This window comes from Aminobacter niigataensis, from assembly GCF_014200015.1.
In the GTDB taxonomy this organism is placed as follows: Bacteria; Pseudomonadota; Alphaproteobacteria; order Rhizobiales; family Rhizobiaceae; genus Aminobacter; species Aminobacter niigataensis.
Map to the genome: position 1 here is coordinate 66,213 of NZ_JACHOT010000009.1, position 18,580 is coordinate 84,792.

The 18,580-nt window shown below is 62.2% G+C and carries 22 protein-coding genes and 1 pseudogene; 18 read left to right on the plus strand and 5 right to left on the minus strand.

What is annotated here, in order from left to right; translation table 11 throughout:
- The first annotated feature begins 43 nt into the window (after positions 1-43).
- The 8 genes and pseudogenes from GGQ99_RS23440 to GGQ99_RS23470 all read left to right on the plus strand — a co-directional run bounded on the left by GGQ99_RS23440 (position 44) and on the right by GGQ99_RS23470 (position 6,780).
- The gene (locus tag GGQ99_RS23440; RefSeq protein WP_183264378.1) at positions 44-700 is read left to right on the plus strand and encodes a hypothetical protein; all 657 of its coding nucleotides are present in this window, start codon (positions 44-46) and stop codon (positions 698-700) included.
- A gap of 119 nt (positions 701-819) precedes the next feature.
- Positions 820-1,563: a winged helix-turn-helix domain-containing protein gene (locus tag GGQ99_RS23445; RefSeq protein WP_183264379.1), complete on the plus strand. Its 744-nt coding sequence runs from the start codon at positions 820-822 to the stop codon at positions 1,561-1,563.
- Entirely contained in the window at positions 1,560-2,021 is a 462-nt protein-coding gene (locus GGQ99_RS23450; protein WP_183264380.1) for a hypothetical protein, read from the plus strand. The genes GGQ99_RS23445 and GGQ99_RS23450 overlap by 4 nt, the downstream gene beginning before the upstream one ends.
- A gap of 2 nt (positions 2,022-2,023) precedes the next feature.
- Complete coding sequence (locus GGQ99_RS23455) at positions 2,024-2,821, plus strand: N-6 DNA methylase (RefSeq protein WP_183264381.1); 798 nt, start codon at positions 2,024-2,026, stop codon at positions 2,819-2,821.
- Complete coding sequence (locus GGQ99_RS23460) at positions 2,818-3,000, plus strand: hypothetical protein (protein WP_183264382.1); 183 nt, start codon at positions 2,818-2,820, stop codon at positions 2,998-3,000. Before GGQ99_RS23455 ends, GGQ99_RS23460 begins: the two co-directional genes overlap by 4 nt.
- A 4-nt stretch (positions 3,001-3,004) precedes the next feature.
- Positions 3,005-3,523, plus strand: a pseudogene (locus GGQ99_RS26450) (helicase HerA domain-containing protein); the annotation flags it as partial.
- 141 nt (positions 3,524-3,664) lie between these two features.
- On the plus strand, positions 3,665-4,960 hold the full coding sequence (locus GGQ99_RS23465; protein ID WP_246389716.1) for an ATP-binding protein: 1,296 nt from the start codon (positions 3,665-3,667) through the stop codon (positions 4,958-4,960).
- Positions 4,957-6,780 carry a ParB/RepB/Spo0J family partition protein gene (locus tag GGQ99_RS23470; protein ID WP_183264384.1) on the plus strand — a complete coding sequence of 608 codons (1,824 nt, stop codon included), beginning with the start codon at positions 4,957-4,959 and terminating at the stop codon, positions 6,778-6,780. Before GGQ99_RS23465 ends, GGQ99_RS23470 begins: the two co-directional genes overlap by 4 nt.
- A 12-nt stretch (positions 6,781-6,792) precedes the next feature.
- Here the strand turns inward: GGQ99_RS23470 and GGQ99_RS23475 are convergent, their stop codons facing one another.
- The gene (locus GGQ99_RS23475; RefSeq protein ID WP_183264385.1) at positions 6,793-7,512 is read right to left on the minus strand and encodes a hypothetical protein; all 720 of its coding nucleotides are present in this window, start codon (positions 7,510-7,512) and stop codon (positions 6,793-6,795) included.
- A 74-nt stretch (positions 7,513-7,586) separates the two neighbouring features.
- Between GGQ99_RS23475 and GGQ99_RS23480 the strand changes: the two genes are divergently transcribed.
- From GGQ99_RS23480 to GGQ99_RS23505, 6 genes are all read left to right on the plus strand, one after another.
- Positions 7,587-7,871: a hypothetical protein gene (locus GGQ99_RS23480; protein ID WP_183264386.1), complete on the plus strand. Its 285-nt coding sequence runs from the start codon at positions 7,587-7,589 to the stop codon at positions 7,869-7,871.
- Positions 7,868-8,668, plus strand: a complete 801-nt coding sequence (locus GGQ99_RS23485) for a hypothetical protein (protein ID WP_183264387.1) — start codon at positions 7,868-7,870, stop codon at positions 8,666-8,668. Before GGQ99_RS23480 ends, GGQ99_RS23485 begins: the two co-directional genes overlap by 4 nt.
- Positions 8,668-9,792 (plus strand): DUF7146 domain-containing protein, encoded by a 1,125-nt coding sequence (locus tag GGQ99_RS23490; RefSeq protein WP_183264388.1) that lies wholly within the window; start codon positions 8,668-8,670, stop codon positions 9,790-9,792. Before GGQ99_RS23485 ends, GGQ99_RS23490 begins: the two co-directional genes overlap by 1 nt.
- Positions 9,789-11,105, plus strand: coding sequence for an AAA family ATPase (locus GGQ99_RS23495; RefSeq protein ID WP_183264389.1), 1,317 nt, complete (start codon positions 9,789-9,791; stop codon positions 11,103-11,105). Before GGQ99_RS23490 ends, GGQ99_RS23495 begins: the two co-directional genes overlap by 4 nt.
- Positions 11,106-11,280: 175 nt before the next feature.
- Complete coding sequence (locus GGQ99_RS23500; RefSeq protein WP_246389717.1) at positions 11,281-11,712, plus strand: hypothetical protein; 432 nt, start codon at positions 11,281-11,283, stop codon at positions 11,710-11,712.
- The gene (locus GGQ99_RS23505; protein WP_183264390.1) at positions 11,709-12,458 is read left to right on the plus strand and encodes a hypothetical protein; all 750 of its coding nucleotides are present in this window, start codon (positions 11,709-11,711) and stop codon (positions 12,456-12,458) included. The genes GGQ99_RS23500 and GGQ99_RS23505 overlap by 4 nt, the downstream gene beginning before the upstream one ends.
- On the opposite strand, the gene GGQ99_RS23510 is transcribed toward GGQ99_RS23505, so the two are convergent.
- Both GGQ99_RS23510 and GGQ99_RS26335 read right to left on the minus strand, forming a co-directional pair.
- On the minus strand, positions 12,448-12,870 hold the full coding sequence (locus GGQ99_RS23510) for a hypothetical protein (protein WP_183264391.1): 423 nt from the start codon (positions 12,868-12,870) through the stop codon (positions 12,448-12,450). The genes GGQ99_RS23505 and GGQ99_RS23510 overlap by 11 nt on opposite strands.
- A gap of 410 nt (positions 12,871-13,280) precedes the next feature.
- Positions 13,281-13,403, minus strand: coding sequence for a hypothetical protein (locus GGQ99_RS26335; RefSeq protein WP_281380086.1), 123 nt, complete (start codon positions 13,401-13,403; stop codon positions 13,281-13,283).
- A gap of 619 nt (positions 13,404-14,022) precedes the next feature.
- Between GGQ99_RS26335 and GGQ99_RS23515 the strand changes: the two genes are divergently transcribed.
- Together GGQ99_RS23515 and GGQ99_RS23520 are read left to right on the plus strand one after the other, a co-directional pair.
- Positions 14,023-14,667, plus strand: coding sequence for a ParB N-terminal domain-containing protein (locus GGQ99_RS23515; RefSeq protein ID WP_183264392.1), 645 nt, complete (start codon positions 14,023-14,025; stop codon positions 14,665-14,667).
- A complete protein-coding gene (locus GGQ99_RS23520; protein WP_183264393.1) occupies positions 14,664-15,539 on the plus strand; it encodes a class I SAM-dependent methyltransferase in 876 nt (291 codons plus the stop codon). Before GGQ99_RS23515 ends, GGQ99_RS23520 begins: the two co-directional genes overlap by 4 nt.
- An 11-nt stretch (positions 15,540-15,550) precedes the next feature.
- Here GGQ99_RS23520 and GGQ99_RS23525 read toward each other — a convergent pair whose 3' ends face one another.
- Both GGQ99_RS23525 and GGQ99_RS23530 read right to left on the minus strand, forming a co-directional pair.
- Positions 15,551-15,778: a hypothetical protein gene (locus tag GGQ99_RS23525; protein ID WP_183264394.1), complete on the minus strand. Its 228-nt coding sequence runs from the start codon at positions 15,776-15,778 to the stop codon at positions 15,551-15,553.
- Entirely contained in the window at positions 15,775-16,308 is a 534-nt protein-coding gene (locus GGQ99_RS23530; RefSeq protein WP_183264395.1) for a hypothetical protein, read from the minus strand. The genes GGQ99_RS23525 and GGQ99_RS23530 overlap by 4 nt, the downstream gene beginning before the upstream one ends.
- Positions 16,309-16,469: 161 nt before the next feature.
- Between GGQ99_RS23530 and GGQ99_RS23535 the strand changes: the two genes are divergently transcribed.
- Both GGQ99_RS23535 and GGQ99_RS23540 read left to right on the plus strand, forming a co-directional pair.
- Positions 16,470-16,835 carry a hypothetical protein gene (locus GGQ99_RS23535; RefSeq protein ID WP_183264396.1) on the plus strand — a complete coding sequence of 122 codons (366 nt, stop codon included), beginning with the start codon at positions 16,470-16,472 and terminating at the stop codon, positions 16,833-16,835.
- The gene (locus tag GGQ99_RS23540; RefSeq protein WP_183264397.1) at positions 16,835-18,571 is read left to right on the plus strand and encodes a terminase large subunit; all 1,737 of its coding nucleotides are present in this window, start codon (positions 16,835-16,837) and stop codon (positions 18,569-18,571) included. Before GGQ99_RS23535 ends, GGQ99_RS23540 begins: the two co-directional genes overlap by 1 nt.
- Positions 18,572-18,580 lie beyond the last annotated feature (9 nt).

An 18,580-nucleotide genomic window follows, 5' to 3' on the forward strand; every position in this document is an offset into this window, starting at 1 on the left:
GAGACGTCCACCAATCCAAGGCCCGAAAGGGCGGAGTTCCGTGATGACCACACCGCGCATTCTTGCAATCGATGCCGCAGCCCATTTCGGCTGGGCTTATGGTCCCATAGGCCAGATACCGCGGTCCGGCGCACAGTACTTCGCGAAATCCGGCGCCGGCGCCAGCTACGCCAACATCATGCTTGGCGCCATGCGCTGGACCACGGAATTCCTGACCGCCTATCCGGCCGACTATGTCGTCGTCGAACGGGCGGTGCCGGACACCGGCGGCATCAAGAACAGCACCAATTACGAAACCTCGGAAATGAAGAACGGCCTGATCGGCGTCATCGTGGCGACGGCTCGTCTTCTCAAGGTCCGCAATCCGGATCTGATCATCGGCGACCAGCGCGGCGAACACCGACTCTGGCTATCGACGGTCCGCGCAAAATTCCTTCCGAAGAAACCCAAGGAAGACGCCGCGAAGCCGATTATCCGGCAGAAGTGCATCGACCTCGGCTGGATCAGCCAGGCCGAAGCCCTTGCCGACAAGGGCTTCGACAGAACCGACGCCCTTGCGAACTGGTACTGCGCTTGCCTGCTCATCGACCCCAGGAAGGCGCCGCCTGTAGACCCGCTGTTCCTGGCCGCGGAACGCCGCAAGCGCGAGGCCGAGGCGCGGTCGCATCCATCCCAACCAACAGTTCCGGAGCGTTTCTGATGCAGTTCCGAACCCCGCATATTGTGAGCCACGCCCTGCCCGTCGTGGTGTTTATCGCCGCCCTCGTACTGATCATTGGTGTCGTTGCCGGCATCATCGAACCAGTGGAGCCACGGTAGATGCGTGCCGTGGTTGCCGGAGATAGACCGCCATTCAATGCAGTCGTGACGTCCTGGCTGTCGCATCGTCAAGCCAGTGTCGGCGTCGCCAGCAGTCCCGAAGAGCTCGCAGCGGCGACCCGCGCCGATCCTCTCCGTCTCGCCGTGATCTGGTCCGAAGATGGATACCGCGCGGTGTCCGCGATTCGTCGCCTCCGCGATGCCGCCATCGGCAATCTGATCATGGTGATGATGCCGGCGCAGTGCGAGGACCTCGCCGCCGATGCGAAGCACCGTGCCGTCGCCTTGCGTGCCGGAGCCGATGACGCCCAGACCTGGCCGCTGGCCGAAGACGAGTTCATTGAACGTTGCCGAGCCCTGATCCGCCGCGACCGTGGGCTCTATGCCGACGAGAACATTGTCAGGTTCGCGGGCTGCGATTTCCTGCCCGAGCTCAAGATGATCCGGTCGCCGGCAGGTGTCATCGCTCTAACGCCCCTCGAGACAGCCTACATGCTCGCTTTGACCCGGCATGACGACCGGGTTGTCACCAACAAGGCGATTTCGATCGAGGTCTATGGTTGGGACCATCAGGACATCTCCCCCAGTCTCGTCAAGGTATTCGTCCACCGTCTCCGCAAGCAGATCTTCGTCCTCACCGGCGGTCTCGATTTCCTCGAAACGGTATGGGGCCGCGGCTACAGGTTCGTTCGCGAAGGCTACCGGCCGAAATTCGACCATTGGGGTCGGAGGGCGGTGGGATGAGCGACCGTCCGATCCGCGACATCCTCGCCGAATGCATCCGCCTCGAGCGCCTCGGTCCGACATTCCCGCTTTGGGGAAGCTGGTTCGAAGAGGGTCGAGAACCCGTCCGGAAACGGGCCGACCACATCCTGCGACTTCTCGGCGATCGTGGCGTCGGGCTCGTCCGGACAGGCGAGCCCGCACCTCAAGCCAGACCCGATAGCCCGGAATACTGGCGGTGCAAAATTATCGGTCGCAACGCGGAACGCATCCTGCGCGTCGGTGCCAATGGCATCGAGGTCATCATGACAGAGGGCGGCAAAGAGACCGTCCAGCTCGTCTTCGCTGTTGACGAGGCTTACGCCTTGGCGGGGCGCGGCCTCATCGGGGATCGGGATCTCATGAAGGAACCCGGTCTCGTCACCAAGCTCTCAGCGGCGCTCGAGGCGTATCGCGTCAACATCGTGGGGGCGCAGTAGCGATGGCCCACGTCAAGAAGCACCCATGGGCCGGAATGAAGGGGCCGGCCGCCGACTTCCTGAAGCTGATAGATGATCTCGCCCGCAGCAGATCCCATCGTGACGTCTTCCACGATTTCCTTGAGGCTGCGTTCTGCGCCTTCATCTCACCGCTGACACCTCCCGGCAAGAAGCGCGACGACATCGAGGCCCGGTACCTCAAGGTCATCAACTCCGACAAGAAGTATCCGACCCAGTTTCCCGAGCTGCTCGCGATCACCGCCGCCGGCATCGATGACGAATACGACTTCCTCGGCCCCATAGCCGGCCAGGTCGCATCCCTGAACGCAGCACAAGGCCAGTTCTTCACACCCTGGGCAGTGTGTCGGGTCACGGCCGAAATGATCCTTGACGAAGACAGCGTCAAGCGAGCCATCGAGAAGAATGGCTTCATCACAGTCGAGGAGCCTGCGGTGGGTTCCGGCGCCCTTGCGCTAGCCGCAGCGGAGCGCATCCGCGAACTCGGCTTCGACCCCGAAACACAGGCATGGATCACGGCACGGGACGTCTCGATGCCCTGTATCAAGATGGCCTACCTGCAGCTCAGCTTGCGCGGAGTCTGCGCCGATGTTTGCCATGCCAATACGCTCACCTTGGAACAATGGGGACGATACCCGACCCCCTCCAAATTGGTATTTCGTCAACACCACGGCGACCGGCTCATCGCTTATCTAAACGATCCCGCGAACTACCTGCAACCCGCGGTACCGGCACCAACACCACCCGCACCACAACTCGACCTCTTCGGGGATGCCGCATGAGCGAGCTCTCCGTCACCGATCTCTGTGTCGCCATGCTGCGGGTCGCTGCCCGCCGGCTGCGGGCCGGCGTCGCACCAGCAGACGTTCCGCACTCCATCGACCAGGTCGCCAGAGCCTCGATCGAGAGCGGCCGAGACAACCGGAACCTCACCACCACTCGGGATCAGAAAGGGACCTGAGATGATGAATGCCGAAGTCCGTGAATCCACAGAACGACCGATCAGCCGTGCATTTGGCGTCGTGTTCCCCAAGCCCGATCAGATCGCGAAGCTCTCGCCAGCGGATCAGCTCGTCGCCCAGCTTCTTGCCGAGGAATCCGGGGTCCCATCGCCGGTCAAGATCATTCGTGACGAACCCAGGCAAGGCGCTGCCGACGTCGTAACCATCGACACCTCGGCACCAGCTCGTCCTCTTGGTGCCGGCGATATCCGCATCGGCGATACCTCGAAGGGTGAACCCGTTGGCATCGACCTCGCCAAGCTGATCGACGGCCGACTGTTGATCCAAGGCAACAGCGGCGCCGGCAAATCCATGCTGCTGCGCCGCCTCTTCGAGCAATCGTTCGGCCGCGTCCAGCAGCTTCTCCTGGATCCCGATGGCGAGTTCTCGACGCTGAAGGAACACTTCGACGTCGCGGTCCTTTCGGCCGCTGATGTCCGCCGGATCGGCGGCCATGCCTTCGCCGAGCATCTTCGCCAGCACCGCTACAGCGCCGTCCTCGATCTGTCCGATGCGACCCCAGAGGATCGCCTCGAGCTCGTCGCCGACATCGCCGAAGGATTGCTCGCGGTAGCGGAGCAGCATTGGCACCCGCTTCTCGTCCTCATCGATGAAGCCCAGACCGTGGCGCCGCACTACGACACCGGCGACGTCACCGCCGATACTCGCAAGCGCTCCACCGCAATGCTTTCAGACCTCATGGGCCGAGGCCGCAAACGTGGCATCGCCGGCATCATCGCGACGCAGCGCATCGCCGAAACAGCCAAGGCCGTGGTATCCAAGGCCACCAACGTCGTCGTCGGCCGCACGATCTTCGACCGCGATCTCGAGCGGGCGGGCTCGCTGCTGGGGTTTACGCTCGGGCATAGCCGGGCGCTCCGTACGCTTTCCGACGGCGAGTTCCTGGCAATTGGTCCCGCTATAGCTGGACCGCGTCGCATCAGGTTCAAGGCAGGTTCGGTCCAGTCCAGGCACAAGGGTGCGGCGCCCGAGGTCCTCGCGCCGCCGACGATCTCGGCGGCTGATGCTGCTGCCCTTCTGTTGCAGGTGCCCGATGCCGCCCCGTCCGTTCAGGCCGAGAATCGAGCGCCTGGCACGCGTGGTCGAGGATGGGACCAGCGCGAAGACCACATCATCAAGCAGGGATACACGGAGAAACTGCCGGTTCGCGACATTGTGAACAGGCTTGAAGCTGCCGGCTTCAAGCGTCGTTCGAACAGTGGGGTTTCGACCCGTGCCCGCGACCTTGGGTTCGTGAGCGTGCGGGCCTCGGTGATGTGGTCGGATGACGAGGATCAGATCATCGCTGACGGCTATGCCCGCGAGGTCAAGATCATGGACATCGTCCAGCTGCTGTCGGACGCCGGTTATGATCGAGGCCGCGTCGCCGTTCAGATGCGCGCCATTGCCCTTGGCATCACCCGCGACCGCGTCAACTATTGGACCGAGCCCGAAAAGGACATCGCCCGCGCCGGTCTCGAAGGGGGCAAACCCTACCGCGAGATCATCGCGGATCTGGCCGCAGCGGGCTTCCACCGCGGTCTCACCGGGATCCTAAAGTTCGCCCAGAAGAACAATTTCAATCGGGCGGCTGATCCTTGGACGCATGAGATGATCGAGCGTCTTCGTGTCCTCTACGAGAAGAAGACGCCGGTCAAACAGATCGCCGAAGAGCTCGGAAAACCGATCGCGTCGGTTCGAACCCGGGCCAGCAACCTCGGCCTGAAGCAGCGCATCGCCTGGACCGACCAGGAATACCAGATGCTCACTGAGGCAGCGGAGCGGGGCGACAAGCTCATCGACATCGCTGCCCGCATAGGGCGCCCGTACCCCAATGTCGCGGCCGTTGCCAAACGTCTCGGCCTCAACTTCCGGCAAGGCAGATCCACCCCAGGTACCCACGAAAGGACACCCACATGACCTCTCGCATGATTCCGCTCAACGAACTCCGGTTCGGGCACGAAGCCACGCCACCGATCAATGCCAGGCGTGTCGGCCGGGAAGACGAGATCGCCGAACTTGCGGCTTCAATTCACGCCCACGGGCTGATCACGCCGCCCAAGGTGAAGGAGATCGCGAGAACGTTCTATGTCGGCATCGGCAATCGCCGTCTCGCCGCAATGAGGCTGCTCGTCGAACAGGGGCAACTTGCCCCGGACTGGCTGGTCACATGCGACGAGTTCGATGGCGACATCGCCGATCCCCGCGAAATCGCTTTGGCGGAGCAGATCATGCGGGCGCCACTGCATGAGGCCGACCAGCTCGAGGAGTTCACAATCCTCGTCGACGCCGGGCTTTCCGAGGCCTCCATCGCGAGCCGCTTCGGTATCGAACCTCAGCGGGTCAAGAAGATCCTGGCGCTTGGTCGCCTCTCCCCTGTCATCCTCGATGCCTGGCGTCAGGGTGCCTTTGATCGTGAACCCGCTGGCTGCGTTCGTGCTTTCACGCTCGCGCCGTCGATCGAGGCCCAGGAGGCCGTGTTCGCGAAGCTGCACAAGAACAACAATCTGCATGCCCACGCGATCCGGCAAGCCTTCGGGGCCAACAATCATGAAGCCGCGAAGGCAATCAAGATCGCGGGTGTCGAGGCCTACACGGACGCCGGCGGCCGGATGACGACGGACCTCTTCGGGGACAACCATGTCATCGAAGATCCCGAGATAGCGGTTCAGGTCGCCGAGGCCAAGATCGAGGCCACCCTCACAGGTCTCCGTGCCGAGGGCTGGTCGTGGGTTTCGACGGCCGATGACCTCCCCTATTCCTGGACCTATTCCTGGGGCACCGAGAAACCGGCCGAGGGCAAGGCCACAGCCGGCGAAAAGAAAGCGATCAAGAAGCTCGAAAAGGCTGCGGCCAAGGGCACCGATGGTGCCGCCGACGATCTGGCGGCACTGCAGAAAGCGATTGCGGAGCGGCAGTGGACCCCGGAGCAGCTCGCGCGCGCCGGCGCCGTCCTCACCATCAGCCACTACGGCGATCTCAACATCAAGCGTGGTGTCGTCAAACCCCATGCCGCGAAGAAGGCGGCAAGCGCGGACGCCGATGGCACCAAAGAGAAGGCGGCCCCAACGATCTCGAATGCCTTGGCGATGCGGCTGTCGGCGCAGGCCGGCCTCGCCACCCGCAAGGCATTGCAGGCCGAACCGCGTCTCGGGCTCATCGCCCTGCTCGCCGGCTTCCTGACGAAGCGTGACATGTACAGCGGGGCGAGACTTTGCCCGATTCATGTCAGCCACGAAGGCATGGGCTACCAGCAGCTCCGTGGTACCGAGCTCTTCCAGGATGCCCTCGAACGTCTGCAGGCAATGACGGATTCCGAGCTGTTCGTTGTTGCCGCCGGCATCGCTGGCAACGCCGTCGACCTCCATGTCTCGTCATCCGAGTATAAGGCTTTCGACGGTGCGCCGGCCGCGCTCGCCGCTGCCATTGACGCCGACAACATGACGGCGGCTCTCCATGAGACCTTTGATGCCGCTGATTACTTCGGCGGGGTCTCGAAGTCATTCGTTATCGATGCGATCCGCGAAGCCATCAACGACGATGAGGCGAGGCGAGCCGACAAGCTGAAGAAGAAGGAGCTCGTTGACTTCGCCGTTGAGAACGTGGCCGGCACCGGCTGGTTGCCACCCGAGCTTCGTGCCCCAACCTATTCCGGCCCAGGCGAGCGGCCGGCCATCGCTGCCCCAGCCCTCGAAGAAGATCCCGATTTTGCGGAGATCGACGAGGAAGAGGCTGCTTGATCCATCATGACGTCAAGCATGATCAATACCGGTAGTGGTGATGACGTGGGCAATATAACCGCGGTCGGCCTCCTGGACGTCGTACGCCTCAATGATGGAAGCGAAATCCGAATTTGTGATGAAAGGTCCCAGGACACCTTGCTTCAATTGTATCTGGGCTGCGGCGACAGAGAACATGTGCGCAAGGACTTGGGCTCGGTATGCAAGAGGCTTTCGACTCTCCATGAGCGTCATATACCTTCCTGCCGCCTCAGGAGATCTAGTCTTCAGCTCAGATTCGAACTTACCAACCTCGCTGCAATGCTGATGCAGTGCAATTGCGAGGGAGGGAGAAATCTTGGCAGCCTCCACGACCATCGTGCGAGCCGTCGCCGACATTGGCGGATCGAGTTCGCTCGCCAGAGTAACGTATTTGATACGCATGGCGGTATCCAGCAGATCGGCAGTCAAAGTGGCGGCCACGGCTTCATCTTGCCGCCTGTAGTCATCCTGTCGATGTTTCTCGGATTGATCCATCTGGAAACGAACGTAAGCGATGGTAGCAAACGCCGCCCCCAGCGCCAGAAGACCGGAAACATACGTCTGCCAGATGTTGAGGATTTCGAGCGAGACGCACGTGAAGTCAGACTTACTCCACCAGTGAGCGCAAGCATATGTAAGGGGGAGCACAGACGAAAGTGCAGCCAACCCTGCTACAACGGCCGCTCCGAGCAGCCATCCCCCAAGTTTCATAAGAACCGCCCGCACCATAATTGTCGGCACTCATTCTTATCTCATAGCGCCACCCCGGCAAGCGGGTGGTTGCAATGAACGAGGTCAACGCACGCGCTGTTGCTGTCATGGGCGGCTTCGAAGGTCAGTTCCGCAAAGTCCACAAGGCAGCCTGGGAATCGGTCTGCATCAAAGGCATCGCCCAGATCTACCCAACCGCCTTCGAGGCCGAAGCCATGGCCTGGCGGGCGCTCCGATCACATCTGCAGGGCGACATCGTCGGCAGTGGTGACAAGGCATCCCCGATGCGCTCGAAGGCAGAAGAACAGTTCGGCGCGATCTTCAGGCGCGGCCGCAAGATCGAGGTCGAGCGTCGGTGAGCGAGAAAGCACGTTTCAGTTCAGAGGCCGAACTCTGCGCCACTTTCATCTCGCAGCTGCCCGAGGGATGGACCGCATACCCGGAGACCGCCGGTTTCGACATCCTGCTTGCGCGCGATGTGGATGGCGTGCAGATCGGCATCGAGGCCAAGCTTGCCCTGAACGCCAAAGTCATCGAGCAAGTGATGCCACATGATAGTTGGTGGCACGCCGATGGCGAGCACCCCGAATATCGCGCCGTGCTGGTGCCATGGGGATGCTCCGGCGGCCTCGCCGCGGTCTGCAAATTCCTCGACATCACCATCATCGAAATGGCGTCGAAAGCCCTCTATCAGTCCTGGCACCCCATGGTACGCCGAAAGATGTCGCCCGATCTCCCTAAGGTCGGCGACCATTGGTACCAGGACAGGAAATGGCGGGACTGGTGCCCGGCGAAGCGCTGCGCGCTCCCCGATTATATCCCTGATGTGACCGCGGGCGCCTCGGCACCCGTCCAGCTCTCGGGTTGGAAGGTCAAGGCCATCAAGCTCATTATCCTCCTGGACCGACGTGGCTACGTCACCCGAGCCGACTTCAAGCATCTCGAGGTCGATCCCGGCCGCTGGATCTACAGCGGGCGCTGGCTTGCCCATGGGGCCGTCAAGGGCCAGTTCGTGAGATGCGAATACACCCCTGATTTCCGGGCCCAGCATCCCGTGAATTTCGATCAGATCGCGGCCGACTTCGAAAAATGGTCGCCGCAAGCCATCAGGGCCGACCACGTCCCCGCTCCGGAAAAGCAGGAGCGCATGCTCTGATGTCGCAGCGATATGACCCCGCCGAACTCGACGTTTTGAAGTCGCGGACCTCGCTGTCCAAGGTGTTCGAGACCTATGGCATCAGGTCCAAGGGCAGTGCGCGCGCCCGATGGGCGGTCTGCTGTTTCCATCATGAGAAGTCAGGCAGCCTGAAAATCGACGATCAACGTGGCCGATACAAATGCTTCGGCTGCGGGGTCAGCGGCGACCACTTCACCTTCCTGAATGAGTTCGTGGGAAAGAGCTTTCATGAGGCCGTCGAATATCTCGGTGGGAGTGTCGGGTTTGTCACCACGGAGGAACGCCGAGCCATCGAGCAGCGCAACGCCGAATGGGAGGCCCAGGAGCTCGCCGAGAAACAGCGAACGATGACGTCGGTGCAACGGATCTTCGACAACGGGAAAACGATCCATGGCACCCATGCCGAGGCCTATCTGGCGGCACGTGGCCTCAGGGTCGTCAAACACTGGACGTTCGATATCAGGTTCGTCGCCGCGTTGACCTATCGGGGTTGGCCAAACCCCGATGCCGACGACACCGTCGAACTCGGCACGTTCCCGACCATGATAGCCGCGATCCGCAACCCGGGTGGCGACATCATCGGGCTCCACCGCACCTATCTCGATCCCGACCGGCCGGCGAAGCTCACACCTCCTGGCGATCAGCGGCGCAACAAGGCGAAGAAGGTGCTCGGGGAGCAGCGCGGCGGCATGATCCGCCTCTCCCCGCTGGGTCCACGTCTGGCGATGGGCGAAGGCATCGAGACCTCGCAGGCCTGGTTCTCCGGAGGCTTCGGCGGCATCGATGACGTCGCTGTTGCCGCTGCGGTCTCGCTGGGCAATCTTGCGGGCTCCGCCATGGGGTCCGCGGAGCATCCCAGCGATCACTCGAAGCGCGTCCCCAACGGGATCCCCGATATGGAGCGCCCCGGCGTCGTTCTCCCCGACGAGGTCCGCGAGCTCGTCCTCATCGGCGACGGCGACAGTGACCCCGCGATGACGAGGGCCCGCCTCATGGTGGCGGGCCGCCGATACCGAAACCTCGGCCGCAGGGTGTTCGTATCGATGGCGCCTCAGGGCAAAGACTTCGCTGACCTCAACCTCGAGCTTGGGGCCGGCCAATGAACGATGTCCCTGTCTTTATCGAACCATTCGAGGCCTTCGAGGCCGCCACGACGACATTCCTGACCCCACCGTTCCGGTCGAAGTTCGGGCTGATCCGTTGGGAGGATCAGGACAAGCCATCGGATCGCACCTACGAATTCCAGGTCGCCGGACTGATACCGCGGCGCGAAACCGTGCTGTGGTTCGGGGAAAGCCAGTCCGGGAAGTCGTTCTCCGCCTTCGACTGCGGGATCCATGTGGCCTCGGGCATGGAATATCAGGGCCGCCGCACCCGTCGCGGCGGCGTCATCTACTGCTTCATCGAGAAGGGTCACGGTGCTAAAAACCGCATGCAGGCGTTCCGGCAGCACTTCGACCTCCCCCTCGAGGGTTTCCCATTCGCCGTTCTGACGAAGCGGATCGACATCTTCTCCTCGGAAGAAACCGTCGACCTGCTTGCCGCCGAATGCGCCGAGATCGCCAAGGGCTGGGACGTCCCCCTGGACGTCATCGTCATCGATACCCACGACAAGGCGACACCGGGCGCCTCCGAGATCGACAAGAAAGACGTCTCCACGGTGCTGAATCGGTACGAGCGTCTGCGCGATCGTAGCAGTGCCGGGATATGGGTCATCGGCCACTCGAATTCGTTCGGATCCGCCCGCGGCTCCCTCGTCCTCTACAATGCCATCGAGACCGTGATCTCGATATCGGTGCTTCGCGACAAAGCCCTCGGCGAATTCCGCGACGCCAACCAGCGGGTGATCCGCCAGGCCAAGGTGATGAAGCAGTCCGAGGGTGAAGCCGGGCAGACCTGGAAGTTCGTGCTTCCGGCCATCGAGGTCGCCCGCAACGAGTACGGGGAGTCGGTGACATCATGTGTGGTGACCCCACCAGCGGACAAGGAAGGCGATGACCTCATCTCTTCGGGCTTCAAGGCTTCAGCCAACGACTCCATCTTCCTGAAGGCGCTGATCAAGGCGCTCGGCGAACGCGGGGAGGCGCCGTCGCCGCTGCTCGCGCTACCACCATCGATCGTGCGCGTCGTCGATTACGCCCATGTCAAGGAGGCCTACAAAGCGCTGAACCCCGACGACGGCAACGACGCCGTGAAATGGCGGGAGCGTCTGAAAACGGGGCTTCGCCGCGCCCGAGAACGCCTCATCGACCATCGCATCATCGGGGTCTCGAGCCCGCATATCTGGATCACGGGCCGGCCGGTGCGCGGCATCATCAAGGCCAGGGACAGCGGACCCGCCGATTACGATCAGCGTGATCAGGACTCGCCTGGGCTCGCCGAGGCGATGGAAAACGGCGGGAGCGATCTGCTGTGAAAATGTCCCCGGTGATGTCCCCTTTGTACCGCCGCTCCGAAACAGTGGGAACCCTTGTATCACATGGGGTTGCGCTGTGGCCGGCGGCATCGAGGGGTACACGCCATTTCGTCGTTTTGTCCCCTTTTGTCCCCGCGATGTCCCCCTTTTTGTCCCCCCTTCCAGGGAGGTCGCGATGACGACAGTTCAGGCGATCTGCAGCGAGTTCGGGATCACCATAGTTGACGGCCACCGCTATCCCGAGATCGGGCAGACACGGGCCGTCGCCACCCTGGAACGCATCATGCGGCGACATGGTGAAGGTCACCTGCGCCTCGTCCTGACGACACTGGCCGAAACAGCGAACAACAAGGTGCTGCTCGATGAGGTCGGCTTGTGGATGGCTTCAGATATGATCCGGGCCTGTGCCGGCATCGTCGAGGCCCGCGCCGCGGACTGGCTACATGCCTGGGACGAGATGCCCGTCGGCGAGCTGCAGTTCATCTGCCAAGACCTCCGCGGTGTGGTCCCACAGCGCAACGCGTTGGGCGGCATGGTCTTCGAGCGCCTCTATCGCCGGTTCGGTCCCGCACAGATCGAGCTCTTCGACGGCAAGGAGCCCGCATGAACATCAGGCTGGTCCGGGATCTGCTCATCGATGCGGTCAGGCTCGATCGAGAAACCCATGATCATATCGGCCCGGCCCCGTTGCGGGGCCAGCAGCTGCCTTACGCCCATGGCTTCTCGGACATGGCGGGTTGGGGCAAGGTGCCCAATGACTTCAGATGCCAGCTGCGCACCGAAGACGGCGATCCCCTGGCCACGATACGGCATGATTTCTGGGACCAGTACGACCGCGATCCATCCCCGGCCGAGATCTCGCGCGCCGACACCGTTCATGGGTGGGTCTCATACATCGATGTTGATGCGGAGCGGCGCGCCCTTCTGGGATGGCTGAAATCGAAGGTTGGAGGCAGAGCGTTCAAGCGGTGGTGCGCCTCGGAAGGGATCTCGACGACGACGGGGACAAAGCGCAAAAACCGAGCCCTTGACAAAATTCTTGCCGAATTGGCTCGCAGGCCTGTCCAAGATTACCGATTGCTCGATTTCGGGGTGTTGCATCTGGAGCCCGAAATCAGCGATGTTTCGGCTACGATCGCAGAAGGTGCGGGTGACGCCACCGAGGGGCTCAACAACTGGGCTGCCGCCGATGCGCTCCCCGACCAGATCGAGTTCTCCTACAAGAGCGACCGCACCGGAAACCGCGGCATCGAGATCCCGCAATCTGAGTTCTCCTGGGCGGCGAGGCGCAACGAACGCCGGCGGAGGCAGCGCGCCAAGAAGGCGGCGAAAAAGGCCAAGGCTAAGTCGTAGAGTTCGAGGCGCGTTCCCGATCTACCCACGCTTGCTTCTGGGAACGCTCTTTCGCCCGGATATTCACCGCATCGGGCTCGTACTGGTATAGCAGGTCAGTAGTGCGCTTCTTATCATCGACGACGGACCAGACCCTGATGACCTTGCTTTCGAAAGCGGCCGAAGTGATCTGTTCCTCCGACATCGCCAGGTTGGCCACGAGGTGGTGAATGGTACGACTGCCCTTGGTGCCTATGGCTCCGAAGTCTCTTTCCAGCTTCAGGTAAGCCTCGACTTCGCGCCGTCGCTGCGTCGATTTCCAGACGACCAACAGCCAAATCCAGCCTGCGAACACCGCGGTCAGGATCGCTGCGATATTGGCGAGATGTGTGAGCACCTGACCAACAAGTGCCAACGTGAGCCATTCCGGCATTTCGTGATGTCCCCTTTGCCCTTGGGACTAAATCGGCCCAAATCATCCCGGCGCGTCAAGCAAAAAACACTGCCGTGCCGGGGTACATCACCTATACCGCCGGATGTCCCCTTTCCGGCGATCCCCTTGGAGTCGTTGGAGCCAAGGGGGTACACGCCGTGGGTACATGGGGGGACAAAAGGGACAATCCCGAATTGTCACAATTCGTGATTTCCAGAAACCGTTAGAATTCAGCACCTTATCGCGGCTCCCTTCCCTCGCGTAGACGCCAAGTTGTGATGACCCGACGCCCTCCGGCGGGCGGCCATCAGGCCGACCCCGGCTGAAGTGCTCTACGATCAAAGGTATACGCTGGCACCATGGCAAAGCTCATAGGGCCGTCGATCCGAACGATCGACGTCCGCATCGCGCTACCTCCAGCCAAGAAGGTCGACCCCGAACTGCGTACCGCTGAACATCAGGCATGGCGTCGTGCCGTCCTGGAGCGTGCCGGATACCAGTGCGAGGGCACCACTCATGGGCATCGCTGTCATGTCCGTGCCCCTGCCCGTCTCTTCGCCGACCACATCAAGGAGCGAAAGGACGGCGGTGCCCTGTACGACGTCGCCAACGGGCAGTGTCTATGTGGCCACCACCACACCTTGAAGACGGTGGCAGCCCGAGCCGATCGGATGAAGGAACGGTACTGAACGAGGGAAGAAAAACTGACAGGCAGGTCGTCCAACTCCTGCTGACCGCCTTGCCAACTCCCCAGCTCGGCGGGCTGGATCAACGCCTTACCCGTCTTCGGATCTCCGGGCTGCTGTCAGTGCCCCCCTTCTACCTCATGGGGAGGGGGGTGTCGATCTCTGGGCGGTCCGGGGGCCCCCAACCCCCATCCTGCCGCAATGCAGGCCGACCGGGGGGCCATCGAATCTCTAGGGCCTCCGGGGCCCCCGACCGCCTGGGGCTCATTCGCAGATTTTTTTTCGGCCTAACCGCTGAAACGCACTTTCCCGTCTATCAAAGGATGGGGATCGCCACCGTCATCGACGGGGGCAAGGGCGCGCCAACGCCCGAGCCGCGAGCTTGAGACTCGCATGACCAGACCCGGCCGGTTTTCCTGGCCACCCCGCCACCGCAGCTGCGGCGGGTTCATTGGGCCATGTGTTCATGCAATCGCACAATTCATACTCGGCCGAGATGCGGCCGATTGCCGACGTTATCCCCTATGAACGCAATCCGAGAGTGATCCCGGAGAGCGCAGTACTCAAAGTTGCGGCTTCGATCCGCGAATTCGGATGGCGCCAGCCCATCGTTGTCGACGAGGCCGGCATCATACTCGTCGGCCATACGCGGCGACTCGCCGCCATCCATCTCGGCTTGGCAGAGGTACCGGTCCACGTCGCTGTCGGCTTGACGCCGGCACAGGCGCGGGCTTATCGCCTCGCCGATAATCGCGTCGGCGAAGAGACATCTTGGGATTTCGAGACCCTCGGCCTCGAGATCGAGGCGCTTGGGGCCTCTGATCTCGACATCGATCTGTCATCGATAGGGCTCGACCTCGGGTCTTTCACCGATTTCGACGGCGAATTGACTGCCGGCGCCGACGCCGTCGAGGCCAAAGCCTCGCTGATGGAGCGTTTCGGGGTCGCCCCATTCTCGGTTCTCAACGCCCGCGATGGGTGGTGGCAGGACAGAAAGCGCGCCTGGCTGGCGATCGGCATCGAATCCGAGCTCGGCCGAGGCGAAAACGCGCTGAATTTCAGTGCGACTGTGATCGCGGCGACTGCTCCGAAGCGTGGAGCACGCCGATGAGCCGCTCAAAGAAGGCCGATGCGCAGATTTCCGGCGGCGGTGGTGGCGCCTGGGCAGAATTCAATGCCAAGGCGGCAGAGCGGAGGCGGAAGTCGAAGGTTGCGGCCGGGCTCGTGTTCGGCGAGATGAAGTTCGATGACGGATCGGCGCGGACGCTGAACGGGACTTCGATTTTCGATCCAGTGCTATGCGAGCTCGCCTATCGCTGGTTCTGTCCCGTCGGCGGGCTAGTTATTGACCCATTCGCTGGCGGCTCGGTTCGCGGAATCGTGGCCTCGCGGCTCGGTCGGGCATATTTCGGCGTCGACCTACGTCCCGAACAGATCGAGGCCAATCGAAAACAGGCCGAAAGAATCTGTTCGGATCCTTTTCCGGAGTGGGTCGAGGGCGACAGCACCAATGTTCGGGATCTGATCGGGGGCCGGCGCGGAGATTTCCTGTTTTCGTGCCCGCCCTATGCCGACTTGGAGCGCTACAGCGACGATCCGCGTGATCTGTCGACCATGGAATACGAGGACTTCCGGGCCACATACCGGAAAATCGTCGCGGCGAGCTGCGATTTGCTCGAACCGGATCGCTTCGCCTGCTTCGTCGTCGGCGATGTCCGGGATCGACAGGGTTTGTACCGGAATTTTATCGGCCACACCGTCGAGGCCTTCGAGGACGCCGGGCTGCCGCTCTACAACGAGGCCATTCTGGTGACCCAGGCTGGATCGTTACCGATCCGCGCCGGGAAACAGTTCGTGACGAGCCGCAAGCTTGGGAAAACGCATCAGAACTGTCTGGTTTTCGTCAAAGGCGATCCCCGCAAGGCAACGGAGGCCTGCGGGGATGTCGAATTCGGGGAAATCGAGGAAGGGGCGCCGGAATAGCGCCCCTTCGGCTATCTGATGGTGTCGACGAAGGCCTGTCTGCCGGTTGGTCCAATCGCGTAGATGATGGTTCCGCGCCCCATTTCGGCGGCGATGGTCCTGATCGCATCTTGTGTCGGGGCCTCTCGCTTGTCGTATCGGCCGACACCGGTCTTGCGGCATGCGGTGAAGTAGGCGGCATTTGCGATGATGTCGGCGTTGTATTCGTCGATCGTCATCTCGGTGAGCAGCTTCTTCATTTCGCTGCCGGCGCCGAGAGGGCCCAGACCGCGAGCTCGTGATAGCGAGCGATGGCCTTCCGGCTGCTGGTGTGCCGCTCGAGCTTGAGCGCGCGCAGCGCCTTCAGATTCCTGGCTTCGACCAGGGCGACGACCTCGGCGAGCCGCTTGCGGTGCGCCTTGTGGGTTTCAGCGCTGAAATCCGGCGCTGTAGGGATTTTCCCGGCCTTGGCATCGGCGTCGGCCTGTGCCCGCTTGCCGCGTTCCTTCGGTGCCTTCGGCGCCTTGGCGGCCTTGGGCTCAGCTGCCTTCTTGCCCTTCGCCGGCTTCGTGGCTGGTGCAACCAGCGCCTTCAGCGCCTCTGATGCGGCCTCGAAATCGGCGGCGGCCAGAACCGCGGTAGCGTCGTCGATGCCGATCTTGGCGCCGTTGGCGATGTTGAGGAAGCGACCGACAGCCGCGTCCTTGGTGTTGGACCGGCGATATCCGCCGCCGGTGATCACCGCGGAAAGCTTCGCGATCTCAATGCTGGAAAGATTGGTCGTCGTCATGGTGGTTTTCTCCGGTTCGCGGCGGCTTGATTGCCTGCCGTGCTCTGGAGTTAGCAGTACTGTGGGACGCTTCAACTCAAGATCATCGAGATTTTTCAACCACTTGGAAGAAAGTTCGCATGAAAGGAAAGCAGCATGTCCCGACCGCGAAGGATCGCAAAATGGTCGAGGCAATGGCGGCGGTTGTGACGCAGGAAGAGATCGCTATCGTGATGGAGATCGACACCAAGACGCTCCGTCGCCACTACCGGGTCGAGCTCGATCGAGCCCTCGTCATCGCGAATTCGAAAGTCGGGCTCAACCTGTTCAAGATCGCGACCGGAAAGGGTCGTGAGGCCGTCACCGCCGCCATATTCTGGATGAAGACTCGAGCGGGCTGGTCCGAATACAGCCCGCCTCCGAAGCCGCCGGCGCCGCCCAAGGAACCCGCTCCAGGCAAGAAGGAACTCGCGGAGCGCGAAGCCAACGAGCGGCCTGGAGACCCCGAATGGGGTGACCTCGTTGGGACAGGCCGGCGTCCGAACTGATGTACGCCACCCTCGCCTGCCCGGACTGGGTCGATAGGCTCAAGTCGGGCAGGTCCCTTATTCCTGACCTGCCGCTTGATCGCAGTCGCGCCGACAGGGCCGTCGCGATCTTCAATAAGCTCAGGCTTCCCGATGTCGGCGGCCAGCCCTCAATGGCTGAGGCCGCCGGCGATTGGTTCCGCGAGATCGTCGCCGCCCTTTTCGGCGGCTTCATGCCGGACAGCGACGATCGGTTCATCCGAGAGATTTTCACTCTCGTCCCGAAGAAGAACAGCAAGACGACCGGCGGCGCCGGCATCATGATGACCGCGCTCATCATGAATGAGCGGCCGCGTGCCGAATTCCTGCTGATCGGCCCGACCCAGGCGGTGTCGGATACCGCCTTCAGCCAGGCAGTCGGCATGATCCAGGCCGACCCGTATCTGACGAAACGGTTCCACATCAAGGAACACGTCAAGGAGATCCGGGACCGCACCAACGGCGCCAAGCTCAAGATCAAGACCTTTGACACCAAGGTTCTGGTCGGATCGAAGCCCGTCGGCGTCCTCATCGACGAGATCCACGAGCTCGGCAAGATCGCCAGCGCTGCGCGCGTCCTCCGTCAGATCCGCGGTGGCATCCTGCCCTTCCCCGAAGGGTTCGTCGTCTTCATCACGACGCAGTCCGACGAGCCGCCGGTCGGTGTGTTCCGCTCCGAGCTTATCAAGGCCAGGATGATCCGTGACGGCAAGGCGCAGAGCGTCATGCTTCCGGTTCTCTACGAGTTCCCGGTCTCGATGATGAAAGATGGATCCTGGAAGGATCCTGCTAACTGGTGGATGGTCACCCCGAACCGGGATCGATCGATCACCATCGAACGCCTGATCGAGGGGCATACCGAGGCACTGCTTGAGGGCGATGCTGCCCTCAAGATCTGGGCGTCACAGCATCTCAATATCGAGATCGGCCTCGCCCTGCAGGACGACAATTGGGCCGGTGCCGAATTCTGGCCGCTCGCCGCCAACAAGCGTCTGACGCTCCAGGAGGTGAAACGCCGATCCTCAGTGATCGTCATCGGCATCGATGGCGGCGGCCTGGACGACTTGCTGGGTATCGCCGTCATGGGCCGATGCAAGTTCACCGGCAAGAACCTGCTTTGGAGTCATGCCTGGGCGCATGAGATCGTGAAGAAGCGCCGGCCCGAAATCGCATCGAAGCTCGACGATCTTAGTAAGCTGAAGCAGCTGACGTTTGTGAAGTTGCCCGGCGAAGACGTCTACGAGCTCGCCGGCATCGTATTTGATATCGAGGCGAGCGGCTTGCTCGCCGCCGAGAATTCGATCGGCGTTGACTCATTCGGCGTCGCTGCGATCCGCAAGGCGCTTACGAAGGAAGATGGCGGAATCGCCAAGGAACGCATCGTCGGTATCCCGCAAGGCTGGAAGCTGAACGGCGCCATCAAGGATGCCGAACGCGACCTCGCCGGCGGCCAGCTCGTCCATGCCGGGCTCGAACTCATGGATTTCGCGGTCGGCAACGCGAAGGTGGTACCTCGCGGCAATGCCGTAGCCATCGACAAGCAGGTCTCGGGTTCGGCGAAGATCGATCCCCTCATGGCTGCTCTGCATGCCCAGGTCCTCATGGGCCTGAACCCGGTACCTGCCGGCGTCTCGGGTTGGGACACCGACGACCTCGATGCGCTCGAGGAAAAAATCGCGGCTGCGGTCCTTGAGGCCGAGGCCCGCCACGTCGCCTGACCACATCTG